General features: G+C 42.0%; 21 protein-coding genes and 2 tRNA genes. All 23 read right to left on the bottom strand.

Features of this window, described 5'->3' with window-relative positions; genetic code table 11:
- Positions 1-163: 163 nt before the first annotated feature.
- Positions 164-1,663, bottom strand: coding sequence for a lysine--tRNA ligase (lysS, locus tag MHI23_RS00490; protein ID WP_024427180.1), 1,500 nt, complete (start codon positions 1,661-1,663; stop codon positions 164-166).
- Between the two features lie 91 nt (positions 1,664-1,754).
- The gene (gene dusB, locus MHI23_RS00485) at positions 1,755-2,756 is read right to left on the bottom strand and encodes a tRNA dihydrouridine synthase DusB (protein ID WP_117728229.1); all 1,002 of its coding nucleotides are present in this window, start codon (positions 2,754-2,756) and stop codon (positions 1,755-1,757) included.
- A complete protein-coding gene (locus MHI23_RS00480) occupies positions 2,749-2,982 on the bottom strand; it encodes a helix-turn-helix transcriptional regulator (protein ID WP_024425661.1) in 234 nt (77 codons plus the stop codon). The genes dusB and MHI23_RS00480 overlap by 8 nt, the downstream gene beginning before the upstream one ends.
- On the bottom strand, positions 2,934-3,437 hold the full coding sequence (gene folK, locus MHI23_RS00475; RefSeq protein ID WP_024425660.1) for a 2-amino-4-hydroxy-6-hydroxymethyldihydropteridine diphosphokinase: 504 nt from the start codon (positions 3,435-3,437) through the stop codon (positions 2,934-2,936). Before folK ends, MHI23_RS00480 begins: the two co-directional genes overlap by 49 nt.
- The gene (gene folB / locus MHI23_RS00470) at positions 3,434-3,796 is read right to left on the bottom strand and encodes a dihydroneopterin aldolase (RefSeq protein ID WP_080780838.1); all 363 of its coding nucleotides are present in this window, start codon (positions 3,794-3,796) and stop codon (positions 3,434-3,436) included. Before folB ends, folK begins: the two co-directional genes overlap by 4 nt.
- Complete coding sequence (gene folP / locus MHI23_RS00465; RefSeq protein WP_034622855.1) at positions 3,789-4,646, bottom strand: dihydropteroate synthase; 858 nt, start codon at positions 4,644-4,646, stop codon at positions 3,789-3,791. Before folP ends, folB begins: the two co-directional genes overlap by 8 nt.
- 9 nt (positions 4,647-4,655) lie before the next feature.
- Positions 4,656-5,504 carry an aminodeoxychorismate lyase gene (gene pabC / locus MHI23_RS00460; RefSeq protein ID WP_024427181.1) on the bottom strand — a complete coding sequence of 283 codons (849 nt, stop codon included), beginning with the start codon at positions 5,502-5,504 and terminating at the stop codon, positions 4,656-4,658.
- Positions 5,501-6,094, bottom strand: a complete 594-nt coding sequence (pabA, locus tag MHI23_RS00455) for an aminodeoxychorismate/anthranilate synthase component II (RefSeq protein ID WP_024425656.1) — start codon at positions 6,092-6,094, stop codon at positions 5,501-5,503. Before pabA ends, pabC begins: the two co-directional genes overlap by 4 nt.
- A 13-nt stretch (positions 6,095-6,107) precedes the next feature.
- Positions 6,108-7,526, bottom strand: a complete 1,419-nt coding sequence (locus MHI23_RS00450) for an anthranilate synthase component I family protein (protein ID WP_125587549.1) — start codon at positions 7,524-7,526, stop codon at positions 6,108-6,110.
- A 124-nt stretch (positions 7,527-7,650) separates the two neighbouring features.
- Positions 7,651-8,574 (bottom strand): cysteine synthase A, encoded by a 924-nt coding sequence (gene cysK, locus MHI23_RS00445; protein ID WP_024425655.1) that lies wholly within the window; start codon positions 8,572-8,574, stop codon positions 7,651-7,653.
- Positions 8,575-8,651: 77 nt separating this feature from the next.
- Positions 8,652-9,560 (bottom strand): peptidyl-prolyl cis-trans isomerase, encoded by a 909-nt coding sequence (locus tag MHI23_RS00440; protein WP_024425654.1) that lies wholly within the window; start codon positions 9,558-9,560, stop codon positions 8,652-8,654.
- Positions 9,561-9,606: 46 nt separating this feature from the next.
- Positions 9,607-10,482, bottom strand: a complete 876-nt coding sequence (gene hslO, locus MHI23_RS00435) for an Hsp33 family molecular chaperone HslO (RefSeq protein WP_125587548.1) — start codon at positions 10,480-10,482, stop codon at positions 9,607-9,609.
- Between the two features lie 14 nt (positions 10,483-10,496).
- Positions 10,497-11,273: a type III pantothenate kinase gene (locus MHI23_RS00430; protein ID WP_024427185.1), complete on the bottom strand. Its 777-nt coding sequence runs from the start codon at positions 11,271-11,273 to the stop codon at positions 10,497-10,499.
- Between the two features lie 162 nt (positions 11,274-11,435).
- A complete protein-coding gene (gene ftsH, locus MHI23_RS00425; protein WP_024427186.1) occupies positions 11,436-13,337 on the bottom strand; it encodes an ATP-dependent zinc metalloprotease FtsH in 1,902 nt (633 codons plus the stop codon).
- Between the two features lie 95 nt (positions 13,338-13,432).
- Complete coding sequence (hpt, locus tag MHI23_RS00420) at positions 13,433-13,972, bottom strand: hypoxanthine phosphoribosyltransferase (protein WP_008357399.1); 540 nt, start codon at positions 13,970-13,972, stop codon at positions 13,433-13,435.
- 15 nt (positions 13,973-13,987) lie between these two features.
- Positions 13,988-15,391, bottom strand: coding sequence for a tRNA lysidine(34) synthetase TilS (tilS, locus tag MHI23_RS00415; protein ID WP_041105731.1), 1,404 nt, complete (start codon positions 15,389-15,391; stop codon positions 13,988-13,990).
- A gap of 96 nt (positions 15,392-15,487) precedes the next feature.
- Complete coding sequence (locus MHI23_RS00410; RefSeq protein ID WP_125587547.1) at positions 15,488-16,495, bottom strand: protein kinase family protein; 1,008 nt, start codon at positions 16,493-16,495, stop codon at positions 15,488-15,490.
- Positions 16,479-17,216: a VWA domain-containing protein gene (locus MHI23_RS00405; RefSeq protein WP_034325063.1), complete on the bottom strand. Its 738-nt coding sequence runs from the start codon at positions 17,214-17,216 to the stop codon at positions 16,479-16,481. The genes MHI23_RS00410 and MHI23_RS00405 overlap by 17 nt, the downstream gene beginning before the upstream one ends.
- A gap of 76 nt (positions 17,217-17,292) precedes the next feature.
- Positions 17,293-19,776 (bottom strand): stage II sporulation protein E, encoded by a 2,484-nt coding sequence (gene spoIIE, locus MHI23_RS00400; RefSeq protein WP_024425648.1) that lies wholly within the window; start codon positions 19,774-19,776, stop codon positions 17,293-17,295.
- 203 nt (positions 19,777-19,979) lie between these two features.
- Positions 19,980-20,051 (bottom strand) — tRNA-Glu (locus MHI23_RS00395).
- Positions 20,052-20,076: 25 nt separating this feature from the next.
- Positions 20,077-20,150, bottom strand: a tRNA-Met gene (locus tag MHI23_RS00390).
- Between the two features lie 177 nt (positions 20,151-20,327).
- Positions 20,328-20,723: a S1 domain-containing RNA-binding protein gene (locus MHI23_RS00385; protein ID WP_008357409.1), complete on the bottom strand. Its 396-nt coding sequence runs from the start codon at positions 20,721-20,723 to the stop codon at positions 20,328-20,330.
- An 82-nt stretch (positions 20,724-20,805) separates the two neighbouring features.
- Positions 20,806-21,180, bottom strand: coding sequence for a septum formation initiator family protein (locus MHI23_RS00380; protein ID WP_003217952.1), 375 nt, complete (start codon positions 21,178-21,180; stop codon positions 20,806-20,808).

Genomic DNA, 21,180 nt, shown 5'->3' with positions numbered 1-21,180 from the left:
CAAGAACTTTTTTCAATTTCTTTTTTTAACCTCGTTGCTGTTTTGCGGCAACGAATAATAATATACCACCTGGAATCTTTCCTTGCAATAGTTTTTTTAAAAAAAGTTTCATTTTATGAAAAATAAAAAGCGCCATAGATAAAATGGCGCTTTGATTGATGTATTAGCGGTTTCTCATTTGCGGGAAAAGCAGTACATCTCTGATTGATGGAGAATTTGTTAAAAGCATGATTAATCGGTCGATCCCGATTCCTAAACCACCTGTTGGAGGCATGCCGTATTCTAATGCTTCAACAAAATCGTCATCCATTAGATGTGCTTCGTCATTTCCTTCTTCACGTTCTTTTAATTGAGCTTCAAAGCGTTCTCTTTGATCAATTGGATCGTTTAGCTCTGTGAATGCATTTGCATGCTCACGGCGCACAATAAACAGCTCAAAGCGATCTGTGAAGCGAGGGTCTTCAGGATTTTTCTTAGCTAATGGAGAAATCTCCACTGGATGTCCGTAAATGAATGTAGGCTGAACCAATGTTTCTTCTACTTTTTGCTCGAAGAACTCATTGATAATATGACCTACTGTCATATTTTTCGTGATTTCAACACCATGATCAGCAGCATGCTGTTTTGCTTCTTCTATAGACATCTCCTGCCAGAAGTCTACACCTGTTGCTTCTTTGACCGCTTCAACCATATGCAGTCTCTTCCATTCAGGTTTGAGATCAATTTCATCTTCTCCATATTGAATGGTTGTTGTTCCCAGCACCTCTTGGGCAATATGGGCAATCAAGTTTTCAGTCAGATTCATGATGTCTTTGTAGTCTGCGTATGCTTCATACAGTTCGATCATAGTGAATTCTGGGTTATGACGAGTCGATACACCTTCATTACGGAATACGCGGCCAATCTCGTATACTTTCTCTAGACCACCGACAATTAGGCGTTTTAAGTGCAGTTCGATCGCAATACGCATATAAAGCGGCATATCAAGTGCATTGTGATGAGTAATGAAAGGACGCGCTGATGCACCACCAGGAATGCTGTGCATTGTTGGTGTTTCAACTTCTAAGTATCCTTTAGAATCTAAGTATCTTCTCATGGATTGAATGATTTTGCTTCGCATAATGAACGTCTGCTTACTTTCTGGATTTACAATGAGGTCAAGGTAGCGCTGACGATAGCGTTGTTCAACATCTTTTAATCCATGATATTTATCAGGAAGCGGGCGAAGTGCTTTTGTCAGAACCTCAAAGCTAGTCGCTTTAATAGAAAGTTCTCCGACATTTGTTTTAAAAACAGTCCCTGTTACACCGATGATATCGCCTAGGTCTGAGCTTTTAAATAATTCGTAAGCTTCTTCCCCTACACTATCTTTACGAACGTAGATTTGAATTTGTCCTTCTAGGTCTTGAATATGCGCAAAGCCAGCTTTACCTTTTCCGCGCTTTGTCATCATACGTCCAGCGATTGTTACTTGAGCCGCTTTTCCTTCTAAGTCTTCTTTAGAAAACTCGTCATATTCAGCGATAATTTGCGCAGATTGATGAGAACGGTCATATCGTTCACCGAATGGATCGATACCCTCTTCTCTCATTTTATTCATTTTGTCACGTCTGACCTGGAATTGGTCATTTAATTCTTCGTTATTAAGCCCTTCATTACTCATTTTATATCACTCCAATAATGTATTTTGCAGAGAAAAGCAGAAAAACTGCCAGTTCATGCACTAGCAGTGAGCTACAAAAAGAAAGATAATCTTATCCTACTTTTATACTTTGAAGCTCTTTTGCCTCGGCTTCGATCGTAAAGTCATCAAGAACTTGTACAAGCTCCGCTCTCGTTTCACTTTGATTGATTTGATTTCTTACGTCCGCATTGCCTCGGACACCTTTTAAGTACCATGCTGCGTGCTTTCTCATTTCTCTAACAGCCACATGCTCGCCTTTTAGATCGATGAGTCTGTCTAAGTGAAGCTTGCACACTGACATTTTCTCACGCACGTTTGGCTCTTCTTTCAGTTCACCCGTTTCTAAATAATGAACCGTTCGATAAATCATCCACGGGTTTCCTAGTGCAGCTCTTCCGATCATGACAGCGTCCACACCCGTTTCATCAAGCATACGTTTTGCATCTTGAGGGGTTTTGACATCGCCATTGCCGATGACAGGAATTGAAACAGATTGTTTAACCTCTTTAATAATATCCCAATTCGCTGTTCCTTCGTACATTTGCACGCGTGTCCGTCCGTGAAGCGCAACCGCTTGTCCACCTGCTCGTTCAACAGCACGGGCATTGTCGATAGCAAAGATATGGTCTTCATCCCAGCCCATTCTCATTTTCACAGTAACTGGTTTGTCTACAGCTTCTACGACAGCAGAGACCATTTCATAAATCTTGTTTGGATCAAGGAGCCATTTCGCTCCTGCATCACATTTCGTAATCTTTGGTACAGGACAGCCCATGTTAATATCAATGATATCAGCTGTGGTATTCTGGTCTACGAACTTTGCCGCTTCGACGAGTGTGTCTTTTTCCCCTCCAAATATCTGAAGGCTCAAAGGCTTTTCCCGTTCATCAATGTATAGCATACCCATCGTTCTCGCGTTGTTGATCAGGATCGCTTTGTCACTGACCATTTCAGCGCAGACTAAGCCCGCTCCAAACTCTTTCACCGTCAGTCTGAAGGCAGAGTTGCACACACCAGCCATTGGTGCGAGCACTACTTTGTTTTTAATATCGATATCTCCGATTTTAAACATTTTTCCCCCTCCTTTCTTCTTCAAGAATTGGCGAAAGTTCTTCCACCGTTATATTTAAAGCATCTGCTATTTGACCAACCAATTGGTTTGTTGGTAATCGATTGCCTCGCTCAATTTCTCCTAAGACAGAGACAGAGATGCCCAGTCTTTTCGCGAACCCTTCCTGAGTATACCCTTTTAGCTTTCGGTATGCACGAATTCTTCTACCCCACATGTCTTTTTCCATATGCTTACACCTTCTTGGTCTGTTACGGCATTTATTTGTACTTCGCCGATTTCTGGGCAAATCTCACTCATCGGGACAAGAACGAATAAACGTTCGTACATTCTAGGATGCGGCACTACAAGTTGTTCTGTTTCAATATTTTCACGATTATAAAGTAAAATGTCAAGGTCAGCCGTTCGCGGTCCCCATCTCACTTCTCTTGTTCTGCCTAACTCCTGCTCGATTTTCTGAGTAAGAGACAGCAGTTCCTCCGGACGAAGTGAAGTGGTAATTTTCACGGCCATGTTTAAAAAGTCATCTTGGTTTTCATAGCCTACAGGTGCTGTTTCATATATCGAAGAGATTAATTCCACTTGAACCTCTGGATGTTCATGCAGTTTTTTGACGGCTTCTTTTAAATAGGTTTCTTTTTTACCTATGTTTGAGCCTAATGCGATGTATGCTGTATTGTTCATGTGCGCGATCTCGTCATTTCAATTGCAACGGACTGATAGTGTCCTGGAATTGGCGGATCTGGTTTGATCACCTTCACTGTACATTCCTGAACTGTCGGAAAATCCTTTAACACTTGGTTTGCAATTCTTTCTGTCAGTGTTTCAACGAGATTGACCGGCTTACCTTCTACAATGCTTTTGCAGATTTGGTAAAGCTCTGCATAGTTGATGGTCTCATTGAGATCATCAGTTTGTCCGGCTTTACTTAAATCAAGTGAAGCTGTTAAGTCCACGCGGAATCGCTGCCCTAATTTATTTTCTTCTGCAAATACACCATGGTACCCGTAAAATTCCATTCCATTTACATATACTTTATCGATGATAAGCGCCTCCCTTATTCAGCATAGCATCCATCATTTTTGCCATTCTTGCTATTTCTTTTACATCATGTACACGGACCATCGCACTGCCCTTTTGAATCCCAAGGCAAACAGTCGCACCTGTTCCTTCAGTACGTTCTTCAGGCGGCAGGTCTAAGACAGCACCAATGAATCGTTTTCGTGATGTAGCTAGCAGCAGTGGATACCCAAGGTGACAAAAATGTTCGAGTTCATTCATGACCTTCAGGTTGTCCTCTTTATTTTTCGCAAATCCTACCCCTGGATCTAATATGATCATGTCATCACGGACACCCGCTTGCTGGGCAATTTGGACACTTTCTTTCAAATCGGCGATCATATCTGAAATCAGATGTGTGTAGTTTCGTTCTGGCCGATTGTGCATTAAAATGATTGGGACATTGTGCTTCGCTGCCACATGTGCCATTTGGGGATCTGCCTTCGCTCCCCATACATCATTAATGATGGAGGCTCCAGCCTTCACCGCTTCATCTGCGACACGGGCTTTATACGTATCAATAGAGATAGGTACATCTAATTCTTTTGTGATCTTCTCAATGACAGGAATGACCCTTGAAAGCTCCTCTTCTTCCGAGACAAGTGCCGCTCCCGGGCGAGTCGATTCTCCGCCAATATCAATAATATGCGCCCCGTCTTCTATCAGCTGCGCTGCATGAGCCAGCGCTTTATCTACTTGATTAAACTTTCCTCCATCTGAAAAAGAGTCAGGAGTGACATTTAAAATGCCCATGACCAATGTCTTGTCTTCATAGCTAAGGGTGTGATGCTTGGCCTGTATGATTTTTGGCTGTTTTATCAATTGTTGTGTCATTGTGTCCACCTACTCTTTATGGTCTTGACGTTCTTTTGTGTATTGCATTCTTAACTTTGTTGAGATGGTCCGGCTGTTTTTGGGCAAGTGGATGTCTCCTATACTCCCGAAAGGTACAACTCCCTGAACAGAATTAGTCATCCATACCTCATCAGCTGAGAGCAAATGTGAGACTGGGTATCGTCCTTCCTTTAGCGAGATCCCCATCGCGTGGAGCGTTTCCATACAGTATCGACGAGTGACCCCATTTAAAATGCCTGTATCAAGTGACGGTGTATAGACCACATCATCTTTCCGCCAAAAAACATTCGAGGTAATACCTTCTGCCACATCATCTTCTTTCGTTAAAAAGATGCCTTCTAACGCCGGGTCGTTCCCCACTTCTCTTTTCGCGAGCAGGTTGTTCATATAGTGATGAGACTTGAGGCGCCTTGGCCCTTCTGGTGTATTTCTTCTTGTTTGAAGAATGACTCCCTTTTTCTCATCTAAAATAGATTCTGGACGGAATGGAGAGATCATGACAAAAACGACAGGCTCTTCATAAGGATCTGCAGAAAACCCATTGCCTCTGCCCGCAGAAACATTCAAGCGAATTCTCGCATGGCCGCCGGCTATTTGGTTTTTATTCAGTAAAGTATAAATGATGTCGAGTACAAATGGTTTCTCTATTGTGGATTCGATGCAAAGGTCACGTAATGATTGATTGAGCCTTTCAAGATGCCAATCTAACAGGAAGACTTGTCCTGCCAGGCTGGTAAATGTTTCGAATACACCGATGCCATATAGAAAACCATGATCAAAAGGAGAAAGAGTCGCGTCTTTCTCCTCTATATACTGACCGTTCAGATAAATGATCATGCGTTTACTTCATGCCCCTTTTTACGATAGGTTTCAATGAAATTTTTCAGCATTTCTTTTCCGAAGGACGTCATAATCGATTCAGGATGGAATTGCACACTTTCAATCGGCAGTTCTTTATGGCGAATCGCCATGAGCTCGCCTTCTTTTGTGCTGGCTGTTGCGTCAAAGCACTCTGGCAATGTCTCATTTTTGACAATTAATGAATGGTATCTCGTTGCGACGAGCGGATTTTGAAGTCCTGTGAAGACACCTTTTCCGTCATGTTTAATCTCTGACGTTTTACCGTGCATTAAGCGCTCTGCTCGAACGACATCCCCGCCAAAGACTTGTGCGATGGATTGGTGACCTAGACACACACCGAAGATCGGAATACTTCCTGCAAAGTGCTTGATCGCCTCCATACTAATTCCCGCTTCATCAGGACTGCATGGCCCTGGAGAAATCATGAGGAAATCCGGCTTGAGCTCTTCAATTTCTTGAATGGTTACTTGATCATTCCGTTTCACGATCAATTCTTCTCCAAGCTCACCTAAATACTGGACCAGGTTGTACGTAAATGAATCATAATTATCAATCATTAAAATCATACTCTGCTCACCTCTAACTCAAAATAGTCTCTTCTTTGCTCAGCTGTAATGCTTTTTTCACTGCATAGGCTTTTTTAATCGATTCTTTATATTCGTGTTTTGGGACAGAATCTATGACGATCCCCGCACCTGACTGCATAAAGGCTTTTCCTTCTGTACAATACGCAGTACGAATGACGATATTAAAGTGCATATCGTGATTGAATCCAAACCAGCCTATAGATCCAGTATAAAGCCCACGTCTTGTTGGCTCAAGTTCTTCTATGATTTCCATCGTCCTTACTTTTGGAGCACCTGTAATCGTTCCACCTGGGAATACAGCTCTCATAACATCTACCGCGTCACATTCATCACGCAGCTCTCCTTGTACATTGGATACAATATGCATCACGTGTGAATATTTCTCAATCGCCATAAATTCGTTCACTTTTACGGATCCATAAGTGGATACGCGTCCAAGGTCATTCCGCTCAAGGTCAACGAGCATCACATGCTCTGCGCGTTCTTTTTCATTTTCAATGAGCTCTTTTGCCAGCGCTTGATCCTCAGCGTCGTCTTTGCCTCGTGATCTTGTTCCGGCAATTGGTCTTGTTTCTAGCTGAGTTCCTTTTTTCTTAATAAGCAGCTCTGGAGATCCACAAACAATTTGGAAGTCAGGCGTATGCAGGTAAGACATGTAAGGAGATGGATTGACTTGACGTAACGTTTTGTATAAATCATACGGATGAGTGTGAAGCTGTTCATCTTGTCTGATGGATAAGTTCACTTGGAACACATCACCGTTTGCGATATATTGCTTAATTTTCTCTACTGCTTCCCCAAAGGTTTCTTCAGTGAATGGTGCTGCTGGTACAAATTCTGTGGAAGGTTCACTGACAGGTGATTGTGCTGATTCTTCTGAAGAGCTTGTCCATTTTTGCTTCCATTCTTCAAGCCTTTGGTTCGCTTTACTCACTGATTCCGTTTCCTCTATGTGCGTAATCAGCCACAGCGCGTGCTCTTTATGATCAAAAACTGCAACATCGTTAAATACGAGGAAATAAAGGTCTGGTGTTTGAAGATCATCAATTGACAGCATCTTAAAATGTTCGATGTATCTAGCATAATCGTAGCTTAAAAACCCAATTGCTCCGCCTTGAAAGTCGGGGTATTCGTCGTTCGTTTCGGTTCGAAGGGTTTGAAACCAATCCGTAAAGGCTCTGAATGGATCACCTTCTTTGAACAGCACCTCATCTTGATAATGGATAGTCGTCATTCCATCTTTCCCCTTCGCTTTAGCGATCGGGTGAATACCAGCGATGCTATAAGAACCGACGCGCGCACTTTCAAGAAGCACATGATGTGTTTCACGAGCAGTTAATTGTTCGTATCTTTTCAAAAATGCATCTTTCGTAAAAGGAATTTTGATGCCCATCGGCCTGCGTTGTGTCATGTTATCATCCTTTTTCATTTTCATTAACCTTATTGTAATGCAATCCAATTTATTTAGAAAATAGTATTTGCTTTCCATCTTCAGAATTCATAAAAAAACCCCAGCAAATGCTGGGGTGATTGGTTTAATCGAATTGATAAAGAGGTGTACTGAGGTAACGCTCACCATTACTTGGGATGATGGCCAGAACCTTTTTCCCTTTACCAAGCTTCTTCGCTGTTTGAAGCGCTGCGTAAATAGCTGCTCCAGAAGAAATACCGCCAAGGATTCCTTCTTCTTTCGCTGCTTTTCTTGCAAGCTCAAATGCATCTTCGTTTTTCACTTGGATGATGCCGTCATATATTTCTGTGTTCAAGATGGAAGGAACAAAACCTGCTCCAATTCCTTGAATTTTATGCGGACCCGGCTTACCGCCTGACAATACAGGGGAATCTGTCGGCTCTACTGCATAAAGCTGAATGGATGGGATGGCTTCTTTTAGGACTTCACCAGCACCTGTAATCGTACCGCCCGTACCAACACCTGCAATAAATGCATCAAGCTCGCCGTCAAACTGTTCAAGAATTTCTTTCCCAGTTGTACGACGGTGAATCTCTGCATTGGCTTCGTTGCTAAATTGCTGAGGCATGAAGTAACCATGCTCTTCTGCTAATTCTTCCGCTTTTTTGATGGCACCCTTCATTCCTTCTGCACCTGGTGTTAAGACAAGTTCCGCACCATAAGCGCGTAAAAGGTTGCGGCGCTCCTGACTCATTGTGTCCGGCATAACCAAAATCGCATTGATTCCTTTAGCAGCCGCTACCATTGCAAGGCCGATTCCTGTATTTCCGCTTGTTGGTTCAATAAGCGTATCGCCGGCTTTTAATGTACCTTTTGCTTCAGCATCTTCGATCATCGCTAAAGCAATACGATCTTTGACACTGCTGCCCGGGTTCATATATTCAAGTTTCAAGTAGACATCCGCACTGTCTTCATCTACTAAACGGTTTAATTTAACGACTGGTGTATTTCCTATTAGTTCAAAAACTGAATTTGCAATACGAGCCATCACTAACACCTCTATCTCCGAGTAATTTTATTGTATTAATATTAAATTATCAATTTCAAAAAATTTTGTCAATGCTTTTAGTCCTGCTCTCCATCGTAAAACCATGTGACTTTCGCTTCTTTCCACAGGGTTTTGACATTCGCCTTTTCACCTAGATCTTCCATGGCAATCTGCCTTTTAATCTGGTCTTTGACTTCGTCATAGGAGAAAGAGCGACCATTTAATTTTTCTTTTAACTGAATAATGGCATACCCGTTTTTGGTCTGAATCGGCTCTTTCGTCCATTCATCTGGCTGAAGCTTTTGAGCTTCTTGTATGTATAGGGCTGGGATACTTTCCTGCTCTTCTGTCACAAATCCAAGATCTCCGCCGTATGGTGAGGTGTAACGGTCGATTGAACGTTCAGCTGCCACGGCTTCGAAGCTAGACCCACCTTTTAAATCTTTTAATACATTTTCAGCCTCGCTCTTTGTCTTCACGACGATATGGCGAATGCGGTATGAATCATCATATTGATATAAGTCCTTGTTTTTTTCATAAAACGATTTCGCTTCTTTTTCAGAAACGACGGCATCTCTTGTTAAAAGCTGCTCTAATAAAATTTGATAACGAATCTGTTCTTTCCATTCCTTCTCACTTGTATGTCCATCTTCATAGAAATTATTAGACACCGCTTTGAGCATGAGCAATTCACGATTGATCTCTTTTGAAGACACTTCCAGCTTGTTTTGCTTGGCAAGCTGATTGACCACCTTCTGATTGATCATTTGCTCAAGAGTCGCCTTTCCGTAGCGGTCTTCCATTTTCTTTAGCCATTCTTGACGCGTCACCTTCTCTTTTCCAATCGACGCAATTTCTTCACCACTCTTCCCGTTAGAAGAAGCCTGTGACATTTGTGACTTTGTTAATACATATGCAATGACAACGGCATTAATCATGAGCAACACGAGAATAAATGTCCATACCACTCTTGCTTTTAGTCTCATCTTTCGTCTCCTTTCCATTCTAAAAAGAAAACCCGCTGCTTAGAGCTTAGCGGGTTAATTCTTCACGCAGCTCCTCTAGCTCTTCTTTTGTAAATACATACGTTTCGTTACAAAAATGGCATTGAGCTTCTGCTTGTCCGTCTTGTTCAATCATATCGTCAATTTCGGTTTTTCCTAGGCTGATAATGCCATTTGCAAACCGTTCTTTTGAGCAGTTACAAGCAAATTCGACAGGTAAAGTTTCTAAAATTTGAGGCTTTTCACCAAGTACTTCTTCTAATATTTGTTCTGGTGTCATCCCTTTTTCAATGAGTTTAGAGATTGGTTCAATAGTTGACAGGCGCTTTTCTAGTCTTTCAATGACAGCATCTTCTGTACCAGGCAGCAATTGAATGATGAAACCGCCTGCTGCGAGAATCGAATTATCTGGATTGACAAGGACACCTACGCCTACAGAAGAAGGCACTTGCTCAGAAGAAACAAGATAATAAGTAAAGTCATCTCCAATTTCACCTGAGACAATTTCTGTTTGTCCTGTAAAGTGGTCCTTCAGCCCGATATCTTTGACAACACTTAACGTTCCAGATGTTCCGACTGCACGTCTAACATCCAGCTTGCCATGTTCATTTAAGTCAAAGTGAACTTGTGGGTTTGAGACATATCCTCGTACCTGGCCTTTTGCATTTCCATCAGCAATAATGGCGCCGATTGGTCCACCGCCTTCTATTTTGACAGTTAGCTTATTCTCACCTTTCAGCATAGCACCCATCATGACTGTTGCTGTCATCGTTCTGCCGATGGCTGCTGATGCAGTCGGCCACGTATGATGTCTTCTTTGTGCTTCGTTGATTGTATCTGTTGTGTTTGCAGCATATGCGCGGACTTTTCCATCATATGCTAACGCTTTAACTAAGTAATCCATTTGATTTAAACCTCCTATAATACACCGACACGATTACGTTCATAAATGAGCTGCAGTCCTTTTAATGTGAGGAACGGATCGACAATATCAATACAGTCTGATTCATTTCCAATCAATGTAGACAAACCGCCTGTTGCAATGACTTTCGGTGTTTGTTTGGCTTGCTGCTTCATCCGTTTCACTATTCCCTCGACTTGGCCAACATATCCATAAAGGATGCCGGATTGCATCGCACTGATGGTGTTTTTTCCAACAATGTGATCTGGACGGACAATTTCAATTCTCGGCAGCTTCGCCGCTCTTGTATATAAAGCTTCAGTTGAGATGGTAATACCCGGTGCAATCGCTCCACCCATGTATTGTTTTTGTTCATTGATATAACAGTAGGTTGTTGCTGTTCCAAAGTCTACCACAATAAGAGGTGCCCCATATAGGTGAATTGCTGCTACTGCATTGACAATTCGATCTGCCCCGACTTCCTTTGGGTTGTCACACATAATGTTTAATCCAGTCTTCATTCCAGGCCCTACAATTTGGGGTGTTATGTGAAAATACTTTTCGCACATTCTTTCAAGTGCGAACATCATTGGCGGGACAACAGACGAAATGATAATCCCTTCTATTTGGTCAAACATCAGCCCCACATAATCGAATAAAGCCCTGATGGACATACCAAATTCATCTTCTGTTTTATGACGGCTTGTTTCAATTCGCCAATGGTAGTTTAGATCGCCATTATGATAAACACCTAAAACGGTATTTGTGTTTCCTACATCTATCACGAGTAACAACTTCATCACCACTTTGAATAGTTTCTCAAAAAGAGCATTTTTCGACTTTCTATCATACCATACACGAATTGAGTTCCATTTGTAAACAATTCGAAACCGATCCATTCATGAATCGAAATAAAAAAAGCCGCCGGTGATCCCGGCAGCTTTCACAGAAGGAGATTAGATCTCCTCATCTTCTTTTTTCTTGATGTTTACTTTCACATCATCGTTTTTCTCTTCGTCATCTGCATATACACGCTCTGGAAGCTTTCCAGTTTCGTAAAGAGATTTAATTTGTTCAGCATCTAATGTTTCAACTTCTAGAAGGGCTTGTGCGATGATTTCTAACTTATCTTTATTCTCAGTGAGAATTTGTTTCGCACGTTCGTAGCTCTCCTTAATGAAACGCTGAACTTCTTGGTCAATTTCGTAAGCGATCGCTTCACTGTAATTCGGCTCATTGTTAAAATCACGGCCAAGGAAGACTTGACCTCCTTGTGATTGACCGAATTGAAGCGGACCAAGTTTATCAGACATACCGAACTCTGTGACCATTCTTCTTGCAATGCCTGTTGCACGCTGGAAGTCGTTGTGAGCGCCTGTACTGACTTCACCAAACGTAATTTCCTCTGCAACACGACCGCCGAGCAAGCCGACAATCTTATCAAGAAGCTCTGGCTTCGTTTGGAAATAACGGTCTTCTCTTGGAAGCATGACCGCATATCCGCCTGCCTGACCACGAGGAACGATCGTTACTTTATGCACCATGTCCGCTTCGTCTAGGATAAGACCTATGACGGTATGACCTGCTTCATGGTAAGCCACAATATTACGTTCTTTCTTCGAAATGACACGGCTTTTCTTCGCCGGCCCAGCGATGACACGGTCAGTCGCTTCGTCAATATCACGCATATCGATTTTCTTTTTGTTATGACGGGCAGCAACAAGTGCTGCTTCGTTTAGTAAGTTCTCAAGATCTGCTCCAGAGAACCCTGGTGTTCTGCTTGCAATGGCTTTTAAGTTAACTGACTCGTCAAGCGGTTTGTTTTTCGCATGAACTTTCAGTACTTCTTCACGGCCAATAACATCTGGGCGGTCAACCGTAATTTGACGGTCAAAACGTCCCGGACGCAGCAATGCAGGGTCTAGAATATCTGCACGGTTTGTCGCAGCAATGATAATAATACCTTCGTTGGCACTAAAACCATCCATTTCAACAAGAAGCTGGTTAAGCGTTTGTTCACGCTCGTCATGACCACCGCCAAGACCGGCTCCACGCTGACGACCCACTGCATCAATCTCATCAATAAAGATTAAGCAAGGTGCATTCTTTTTCGCATTTTCGAATAAATCACGTACACGTGATGCACCGACACCGACGAACATCTCGACGAAGTCAGAACCACTGATGCTGAAGAAAGGAACGCCTGCTTCTCCTGCAGATGCTCTCGCAAGCAATGTTTTACCTGTACCTGGAGGTCCTACTAGTAAAACCCCTTTAGGGATTCTTGCGCCAAGCTCCGCAAATTTACGTGGGTCCTTCAGGAATTCAACCACTTCTACAAGCTCTTGCTTTTCTTCATCTGCACCGGCAACATCTTTAAATTTCACACGTTTCTTCTCTTCTGTGTAAAGCTTCGCCTTACTCTTACCAAAGTTCATGACTCGGCTTCCGCCGCCCTGAGCTTGGTTCAATAAGAAGAAGAACAGGATAAAGATGATGATAAACGGAATGATGGTTGTCAGAACTTGCAGCCATCCATTTGTTTCAGGTGCTGGTTCTACTTTTACATCTGTATTCTTCAGTGCACTGTAAATTTGGTCAACACCTTGACCATCTGGAACATGGGTAATGAAGTATTGATCTTTCTTCGCGCCATCTAATTGACCACGAATTTCATAAACCCCTCTTACAGGCTGAATGGAGATACTCTCCACTTTTCCCGCACTTAGATTTTGCGAAAATTTGCTGTAAGACATGTTCTCAGGCTTTTGATTTGGGGATCCTAACCAACTGACGACCCCTATCACAAGTAATAAAATAAGTATATAAAAAATCGTATTACGAAAAACCCGATTCATTCCTTACCTCCTCCCACAGTAAGCACAACTATGTTCAATAGTATCATAGAAAATCATTCCAACACAACCAATAACCTCATGTATACGTATGCTGATTAGCCTTCGTAAACAGATGGTTTTAACACTCCAATATACGGGAGGTTTCGGTAACGTTCAGCGAAATCCAATCCATAGCCGACAACAAATGCATCTGGCACTTCAAATCCAACATAATCTGCTTTGATGTCTGCTTTGCGGCCGCTTGGTTTATCAAGCAATGTCACAATTTTAATGGAATTTGCTTTACGGTATCGGAAAAGCTCTACCAGATAGCTCAAAGTTAACCCACTGTCGATGATATCTTCCATAATCAAAATATCTCTTCCTTCAACAGAAGTATCTAGATCCTTAATGATCTTTACTTCTCCAGAAGATACGGTAGACTTTCCGTAGCTAGATACATCCATAAAATCAAGTTCTAAATATGTATCAATGTGTTTGATCAGGTCTGCCATGAATGGAAGAGCCCCTTTCAAAACACCAATAGCCAGGGGAAATTTACCATCATAATCACTGGTTAATGTTGCACCCAGTTCCTTCACTTTTTGCTGGATCTCTTCTTCTGAGATCAAAATCTTTTCAATATCTTGTTTCATGCTTTTGCTTGCCCCCTACAAATTTTCGTGCTGTCTATATTGTAATACAATGAGATCGCTGTTTGTCATATCAATTTCTTCAAAAACGGATTTTTTCAGACCTGGGATCCAGATGATTTGATGATCCGAGTCAGTGACGATCGGCCAGCTGTCTCTTTCTGCAAGAGGCACTTTTTTATCAATAAATATATCCTTCACCTTTTTTGATCCATTCATCCCTTTAAGTTTGATTCGATCACCATTTTTTCGTGAGCGAATGATCAAAGGGAGACGAACATGATCTTTTTGAAGCAAGAAAAAATGGTTTCCGTTCCGTGCATCCTTCGGAACATGATTTGATACGGCGATAGACTGTCCATTTGGGAGAAAAAGCTCTTCTCCGAGCTCAACCTTTAAGTGAAGAGCATAAGACTGGTCTAATACATGCGATCGTTCAAAGGTAAACATACAGTGATCATAAGACTTGACAGCTTGTAAACCTTTTGGCAAATCTAATGATCCAGACGGTTGATCGGTATGAGATAACCAGTCTAAAGTCCCTAGAATATGCTGGTTTGAAAACGCTGATTGAGTGTTTTCATAAAGATAGTTTAATATTAGTTGAATGCCTCTTCTTTGTAAAGGCAAAGGCAGGTCAAGCAAAGGCTTCGTTTTGATCTCAATTTGCTTAGGCGATTGACTCGTTATCACTTGGTTCATTTGTTCCTTTGTTAAAGCCTGCAAGTATTGCTCATCCTCAGTCAGCATGTCACTTACAAACTGAAAGCTTTCATGTACATGAGGTGCCTCTTCTTTTAACACGGGAAGAATGTGTCTTCTTACCCGGTTTCTCAAGTAGTCATCCGTATGATTGCTTTGATCAATGACATAGGGGACATGTTCTTTTTCACAAGCTTTTAGTACGTCGTCCTTAGAGTATCCAATGAGCGGTCGAATCAGCCACCCATTTTGAAAAGGACGTTTTGCTTGGATACCCGCGAGTCCTATACCAACAGTCCCTCTCGCAAGTCTCATCAACATTGTTTCTACTTGGTCGTCTCCATGATGTGCAAGCGCTATAAATTGAGCGTTGTATTGCTCCATCAATTGACGAAAGAAAGCATATCTGCACTCCCTTGCAGCTGCCTGTTTGTTTAAGCGGTTTTCTTTTGCATATTGGGTGACCTGTATGCGGGACGATTCAAAAGGGATCTCGTGCTCCTTACAGTAAGCCTCAACAAATGCCAAATCAGCAAAGGACTCTTCTCCTCTGAACATGTGATCTACATGGGCTGCAATCAGCTGATAGGAACCTTTGCGGCGCTTGTTAAGTTCATGCAGTAAGAGCATAGAATCCGGTCCGCCGGAAACCCCGACAATGACTGTCGTATTTTCAAGGTAAACATCATGTTTTTTCAAAAAAGATTCAATTCTATTCACAACTTCCTCCTCACAAAGAGCAGGTAATTTAAAGATATACATATCCTATCACTTTCAGTAGCTCCAAGCAAAGAAGAAGCCTGCTTTTTTACAGCTCTACAACAGGAACAAAACCACATATGCACAGTAAAGGGCGAGTACACTGCATACGATAAGAATGGTTTCAAAAAGCCCGCCTGATTTTTTACGTATTGACGTTCTTTTTGCTGCTGCAGCCCGCGATCGTGAGGTCACTTGTTGATTTTGATTAACAGCGGGTTTTGGCGCAGGTTTTTGCTGCTGCTTCTTTTGGCGCGATTTTCTTGATGCAATCAGCTGTCCTTCTTTCAGCATCGCACTTTTCATGTCTGCTGCTGATTGATATTTACCTTGTAGAGCAGCCTTTAACACCCTTTCATATCGCTTTAATAAAGGATGTCCTTCAATGGCTCGATAAAGCTGCTTTTCTGGTTCTGCTCCTTTTTTGAATTCTTTCTTATACGCACAGTTGACCATCACCATGGTTAGGGCAAATAAATCATAGGTTGGTTCAGCTTTTCGTGTACCGAATCCCCAATAACCTCGATCAAAAAACTCGGTATACTCCTTAATTGCCCTGCCTGCTTTCGTCGTTCCTCCCACATCAATGCACCGAATCGTTGCCGGGGGACCAGAAACAATGAGATTATCCGGCTTTAAGTCACCAAAAATCCATCCTTCCTGATGTAAATGAGCCAGACTGGATAAAAGCTGAATCATCAAAACAACGATCCACTCATCACCCTTTTGTTTCACAAATTCAAGCAATAATGGACCTCTGACATATTCCATCACATAAAAGGAGCGTTTTTGAGGCATACCTGGATAAATCGCATCATCCATATCATAAAAAGAAGGCCCCATGGTTTTCACAGGAGCCTTTGAAAAGGATTTTAATACATTGACTTCAGATGCAATGAGCATACTGTCATCACTCACTTTAAGGGCCGCTTGCCCATGTGGCGATTCGGCCAGATAGACAACACCGTTCGCCCCTTTTCCAAGCTCTTTTACAATACGGTAATGATGGTGGTGCCATTTCCCTTGAATCACCGTGCCTAACGGGATGTTAGAAGCCGAATTCATCATCATGCTCTTCCTTTGCTTCAAGCAGCCCTTTGCGTGAACGAACTGATTTGAAATGCTGAAGTGCTTCCCGAAGCGCTGGTCCCGTTGGGGTGATGCCTCCAGTGGTCAGTTTTGGGAAAATAGATGATAATGAATCGAATCGAGGCGTCCAATTCAACACAATTTCAGCATCTGAGTTTTTCCCGGGAAATACACACATCCCAAACTGATTTTCTCCAATTCTTGAATTTAAACTGATGGAAAGGTCGATAAGTGCCTCTTTGACGGTTGGCAGCTTCGGTTTCATACTTGCACTTGTATCAACAAGCACAAGTACTTGAAGATGAACCGTTTCTCCTAACTCATCGACAACCTCCATTACTTCCCCGCGCTTATCAGGTGGAAGCTCTTCAATTTCAGTGTCTTTGCCGAGTATTTGCTGCAATTCTTTATTCACAACACCTTGCAGGGTTTGTGTCATTGCTTTTTTCGTGACCATTTGTACTGTTTGAGATAACTGCTGGACGTAGACAACTTGATGGATGCCTCCCCCTGCGAGAGCAATCCCCTCTACTTCCTTCATCGCTTCATGATCGTGTCTGTTTTCTTCCATAATGCCAATGACATTGACTGTAATCCCTTGTTCCTTTGCCAATGAGGCAATCGCAAGCGGATCTTCCCCGTGATTTGAGCAGCCATCTGTAATCAATAAGATTTGGTTGACGTGACCTTTTCGCATCTTCATTCCTCCTGGGATTGTAACTGAATGCTTATATCCCCATCATCGCCAGAAGAAATTCATATTATACGATATTTTAAGAAATCTCTTGTTTCTCAAGATAGAATGTGCCGGTCGGAATGGAAGCCCATTTTGGTGTGTTGTGGTCGAGCCTGATGACAACAACTGTCATATCGTCGTCAATTTGTCCTGCTCTTGTTCGAATAACCTCTTCCATTAATAAATCAGCAATTTCTTGGGGATCTTCTGTTTTAAAGCTTTTCATTTTCCGTTTCACCCATAGATCATGATTTTCAATATGCTTCGGCCCCTCAAAAATACCGTCACTCATCATAATCAATAGGTCTCCTGCCTTCATCTGTTCGCTCACAACCTCGACTTCAAATTCATCAATAATGCCAATCGGCAAGTTGCTTGCTTGTACCTTCATCACCTGATCACCCCGTTTAATAAAGCTGGGTGTTGAACCAATCTTGAGGAACTTACAGCTTGCATCCTGTAAATCAATGATCGATAAATCCAATGTTGAATAGATCTCGTCCGTCGTTCGTAAAGATAAAATACTATTAATGGTTTTAATCGCCACTTTTTCATTGATACCTGATGCTAATATTTTTTCTAACAGCTTAATCGTTTCATTGCTTTCAAAATGAGCACGTGCTCCGTTGCCCATTCCATCACTAATAGCTGCGGCATACTTGCCTGCTCCAAGCTCCATCATGCTGTAGCTGTCTCCAGATACCAGTCCTCCGCCTTTTGCTGCATGTGCCACGCCTGTAGCTACTCGGTATGATTTAGCAGAGCCAAATACAACGTGGCAATAGCCTGTTGGATGCTCTGCACACTGTTCTGCTTTGACTAAAATCTGTTCTTCTAAAATATCTGAAAGCATTGGCGCAATGATTTTTTCACATTCCCCATGCCCTTGGCAATATGGGATTCTCATTTCAATATCCACATTTCCCTGCTCCAAGCTATAGATTTCTACTTGCTGAATTTCAATGCCAAAGTGCTGTAGTGCTTCTATCATCTGCTCTTCCTGAATAAAATGCTGCTCTCTTTCTCGTTTTATTTCCCGGGAAAAATCCTCCATCACTTGTGAGACCCCCATCAGCTGTTCAGCCACAAGACGCCTGCTGTCTTGGACTTTTTTCTTCAGTGTCTGGTTAGCTTTATAGTAAGCGATCTCCTCTTCGATCAATTCCTCAACATGTTTTGATTTTGAGCAGTGCTGACTAAATTTCTTTTTCAATTTTCGGTTATGCTCATACGTTTTTTCATCAGATTCATGCATAACTTGTTTCATTAGTTCATAGGTTGTATCAAAGTTCTGCACCCAGCATTTATTTTTCTTATAGCACGTTTGACAGGATCGTTCTGTGATCGTACTTAAAAAAAGATCTACATCCTCTTCCTGCTTCTTCTCTTCAGGAATGGATTCGTAAAATGTCGCAAAACTCTCAGACAGCGCATGAAATACATGAGAGAATTGATCTACCTTTTTTGCTGTCACGTCTCGTACCTTCCGAGCATATTGCTGCTGCTCTTGTACATGCTCTACCGTACCAGGAATGTATTTCGCTACCTTGGAAGTAACTGATTGCGGCGTGAGCAAAAAGAGCGCAACCGCTATAAGTGATTCATACAGTGTGGTCATGAGACCTGCTGACCCTTCCCCGTACAGTGAAATGAGTAAGGAACCCACAATTAAGCCGATGGCTGCCCCTGCTTTCTTCCCTTCTTTCAGCAATCCGCCTAATAAGCCTGAAAAGGCAAGAAGACTCATCTGATAAAGGTTTCCGATGTTAGCAAGACCGAGAATTAATCCTGTCACAACACCGACCGTACAACCAATACTGGCTCCGCCAATAAAGGCAAATGTCAGCACTACATAACGTGACAAAATATGCTCTGCCTGCATTCCTTGAAATGTGATCCCAGCAAGACCAGTTAAAACTGAGGCAATTAAAATCATAAAACAAATAATTTCTTCGACCTTTAAAGAGTGTTTAATTTTCCTGACTGTAAAAATCGGCAGGCTTTGAAGAAAAATCAGAGTCAAAATGAAGGCAAGTCCTGCTTCGACACCCGCCATGACGTAATCATAACTTTGCACAGCACCTTGCTCTAGGTAAACAAACGCTCCTCGGGTGATCAGCATTGAGAGAACAATGACAACCGGTAATGTTTTCACTGGGTCTTTGATGATGAAAGAAACCACCTTTGACATAAGGAGAAACATGAGCAGCGACGCAAACACAAACAATGCATTTTGAGGTGATATTGTCATCGCCCCAGCGAGTAATGCTAGACAAGCAAGCATCGCCTTATCTCTTTTAATAAGCAGCATGGAGCCAAAGAAAGGCAGAGCAAACGGCATAATTTCAGATAATATAAAGGCTCGTCCTAATAAAAAGCCTAGAACAACATAAATAAACCCTTTATAGAAAAAAAGAGAATGCGTGTGATGAAGAAACAGGTTTTTCATCTTTTTTAATCCCGCACTGATTCTTTCAAACCCCGCTCCTGTTAAATCAGTTCTTCTTTCTAGTTTTTCCATCTTCTCATCCCCCACCTGATATTCGTTGCTTGTCATTATAGCGAAGGTGAAAAAGAAATTTTGTCAAAAGAAGTTGTCGTTTCCATAAAACGTTCGACGCTTTATTCGTCAAAGAGGCATACTTTCATGAAAGTCGATGTCTTTCATCAGAATTTTACGAAGGCACAAAAAAACAGCTTTCCTATAGAAAGCTGTTTCGAATATGACCCGTACGGGATTCGAACCCGTGTTACCGCCGTGAAAGGGCGGTGTCTTAACCGCTTGACCAACGGGCCTTGCTTTATGTTCTAGTTAAAAGGATAGCGGCGGAGGGGATCGAACCCCCGACCTCACGGGTATGAACCGTACGCTCTAGCCAGCTGAGCTACACCGCCATAATGAAAATGCGCTAAGAAGCACAAGAACTATAATACAAAGGATTCGCTTGTCCGTCAATAGAAAGTTTTAAATTAAATGACGAAATCTCAAAAAATGTCGGATGGATCATGAAAAAAAGCACCTGCTGAACAGCAGATGCTTTGTTGTGAAAATATATAGAAAGCAGCAACAAGTTAACCTCTTCTTGCTCCGCGCCCCCCACGTTTTGATTCCGTGTTACGTTTTAAAGATGTTAAGCGATCTTCGCTATCTTTTAAGAATTTGTTCATTTTTTGTTCAAACGATTCCTTCGGACGGAAATCATTTCTGCTTGGTCTTGATTGTTGTTGAGGACGATCTTTTGCTTTTTTAATGGACAAGCCGATTTTACCGTCTTTTTCAACGTTAATCACTTTCACTTCAACTTGTTCACCGACTTTTAAATGCTCATTAATATCTTTTACATAGTTATCGGCTACCTCACTGATATGAACGAGACCAGTTGAACCGCCTGGCAACTCCACAAAAGCTCCAAAATTTGTAATGCCCGTAACTTTCCCTTGTAACTTGCTGCCAACTTCAATCGACATAAAAAAAGTGCTCCTCCTTAGACTTATAAAAAAATCTCATTTGTTCAATTATACATAAACTGAATTTTAAGTGTCAACAAGGCTAATCGCTCTTATTGCCCACATCAAAGATTTTTTCGCCTTTTTTGGACATATAATAGTCCCGTCGTGCCAGTTCGAGTACGTATTCCTTGCTTTTCAGCTTCTTAATTTCATCAGAAATATCTTCCTGCTTTGTTTGTAATTGCTTCAACTCTTTTTCGAGCGCAACCTTCTTCTCTTCTTTTTCCTTTAGTGAAGACGATTGCGACCAGAGGGCACTTGTCACCAAGACAGCAAACATGAGCACGATTACACCAAACACGGTAAGCCTTCTAAGGAGTCCGCGACGTTTGCGTTTTAAGCGCTGCGCTTGCTGTTCCATTTGTTTTTGGTAATCATTTTGAATTTGTGCGATATTTCTTTTTCTCTTGTTCAA

The sequence above is a fragment of the Bacillus sp. FSL M7-0003 genome (genome assembly GCF_038628485.1).
Lineage (GTDB): Bacteria > Bacillota > Bacilli > Bacillales > Bacillaceae > Bacillus > Bacillus safensis.
Note: the sequence above shows the minus strand (reverse complement) of the source record. Positions and strands in the feature narration are given on the sequence as shown.

What these genes read in the sequence shown, in the direction of transcription:
- lysS (WP_024427180.1), bottom strand. Translation starts at nt 1,663, where the DNA reads ATGAGTAATGAAGGGCTTAATAACGAAGAATTAAATGACCAATTCCAG.
- dusB (WP_117728229.1), bottom strand. Translation starts at nt 2,756, where the DNA reads ATGTTTAAAATCGGAGATATCGATATTAAAAACAAAGTAGTGCTCGCA.
- MHI23_RS00480 (WP_024425661.1), bottom strand. Translation starts at nt 2,982, where the DNA reads ATGGAAAAAGACATGTGGGGTAGAAGAATTCGTGCATACCGAAAGCTA.
- folK (WP_024425660.1), bottom strand. Translation starts at nt 3,437, where the DNA reads ATGAACAATACAGCATACATCGCATTAGGCTCAAACATAGGTAAAAAA.
- folP (WP_034622855.1), bottom strand. Translation starts at nt 4,646, where the DNA reads ATGACACAACAATTGATAAAACAGCCAAAAATCATACAGGCCAAGCAT.
- pabC (WP_024427181.1), bottom strand. Translation starts at nt 5,504, where the DNA reads ATGATCATTTATCTGAACGGTCAGTATATAGAGGAGAAAGACGCGACT.
- pabA (WP_024425656.1), bottom strand. Translation starts at nt 6,094, where the DNA reads ATGATTTTAATGATTGATAATTATGATTCATTTACGTACAACCTGGTC.
- MHI23_RS00450 (WP_125587549.1), bottom strand. Translation starts at nt 7,526, where the DNA reads ATGACACAACGCAGGCCGATGGGCATCAAAATTCCTTTTACGAAAGAT.
- cysK (WP_024425655.1), bottom strand. Translation starts at nt 8,574, where the DNA reads ATGGCTCGTATTGCAAATTCAGTTTTTGAACTAATAGGAAATACACCA.
- MHI23_RS00440 (WP_024425654.1), bottom strand. Translation starts at nt 9,560, where the DNA reads ATGAGACTAAAAGCAAGAGTGGTATGGACATTTATTCTCGTGTTGCTC.
- hslO (WP_125587548.1), bottom strand. Translation starts at nt 10,482, where the DNA reads ATGGATTACTTAGTTAAAGCGTTAGCATATGATGGAAAAGTCCGCGCA.
- ftsH (WP_024427186.1), bottom strand. Translation starts at nt 13,337, where the DNA reads ATGAATCGGGTTTTTCGTAATACGATTTTTTATATACTTATTTTATTA.
- hpt (WP_008357399.1), bottom strand. Translation starts at nt 13,972, where the DNA reads ATGAAACAAGATATTGAAAAGATTTTGATCTCAGAAGAAGAGATCCAG.
- MHI23_RS00410 (WP_125587547.1), bottom strand. Translation starts at nt 16,495, where the DNA reads ATGAATTCGGCTTCTAACATCCCGTTAGGCACGGTGATTCAAGGGAAA.
- MHI23_RS00405 (WP_034325063.1), bottom strand. Translation starts at nt 17,216, where the DNA reads ATGCGAAAAGGTCACGTCAACCAAATCTTATTGATTACAGATGGCTGC.
- spoIIE (WP_024425648.1), bottom strand. Translation starts at nt 19,776, where the DNA reads ATGGAAAAACTAGAAAGAAGAACTGATTTAACAGGAGCGGGGTTTGAA.
- MHI23_RS00385 (WP_008357409.1), bottom strand. Translation starts at nt 20,723, where the DNA reads ATGTCGATTGAAGTTGGCAGCAAGTTACAAGGGAAAGTTACGGGCATT.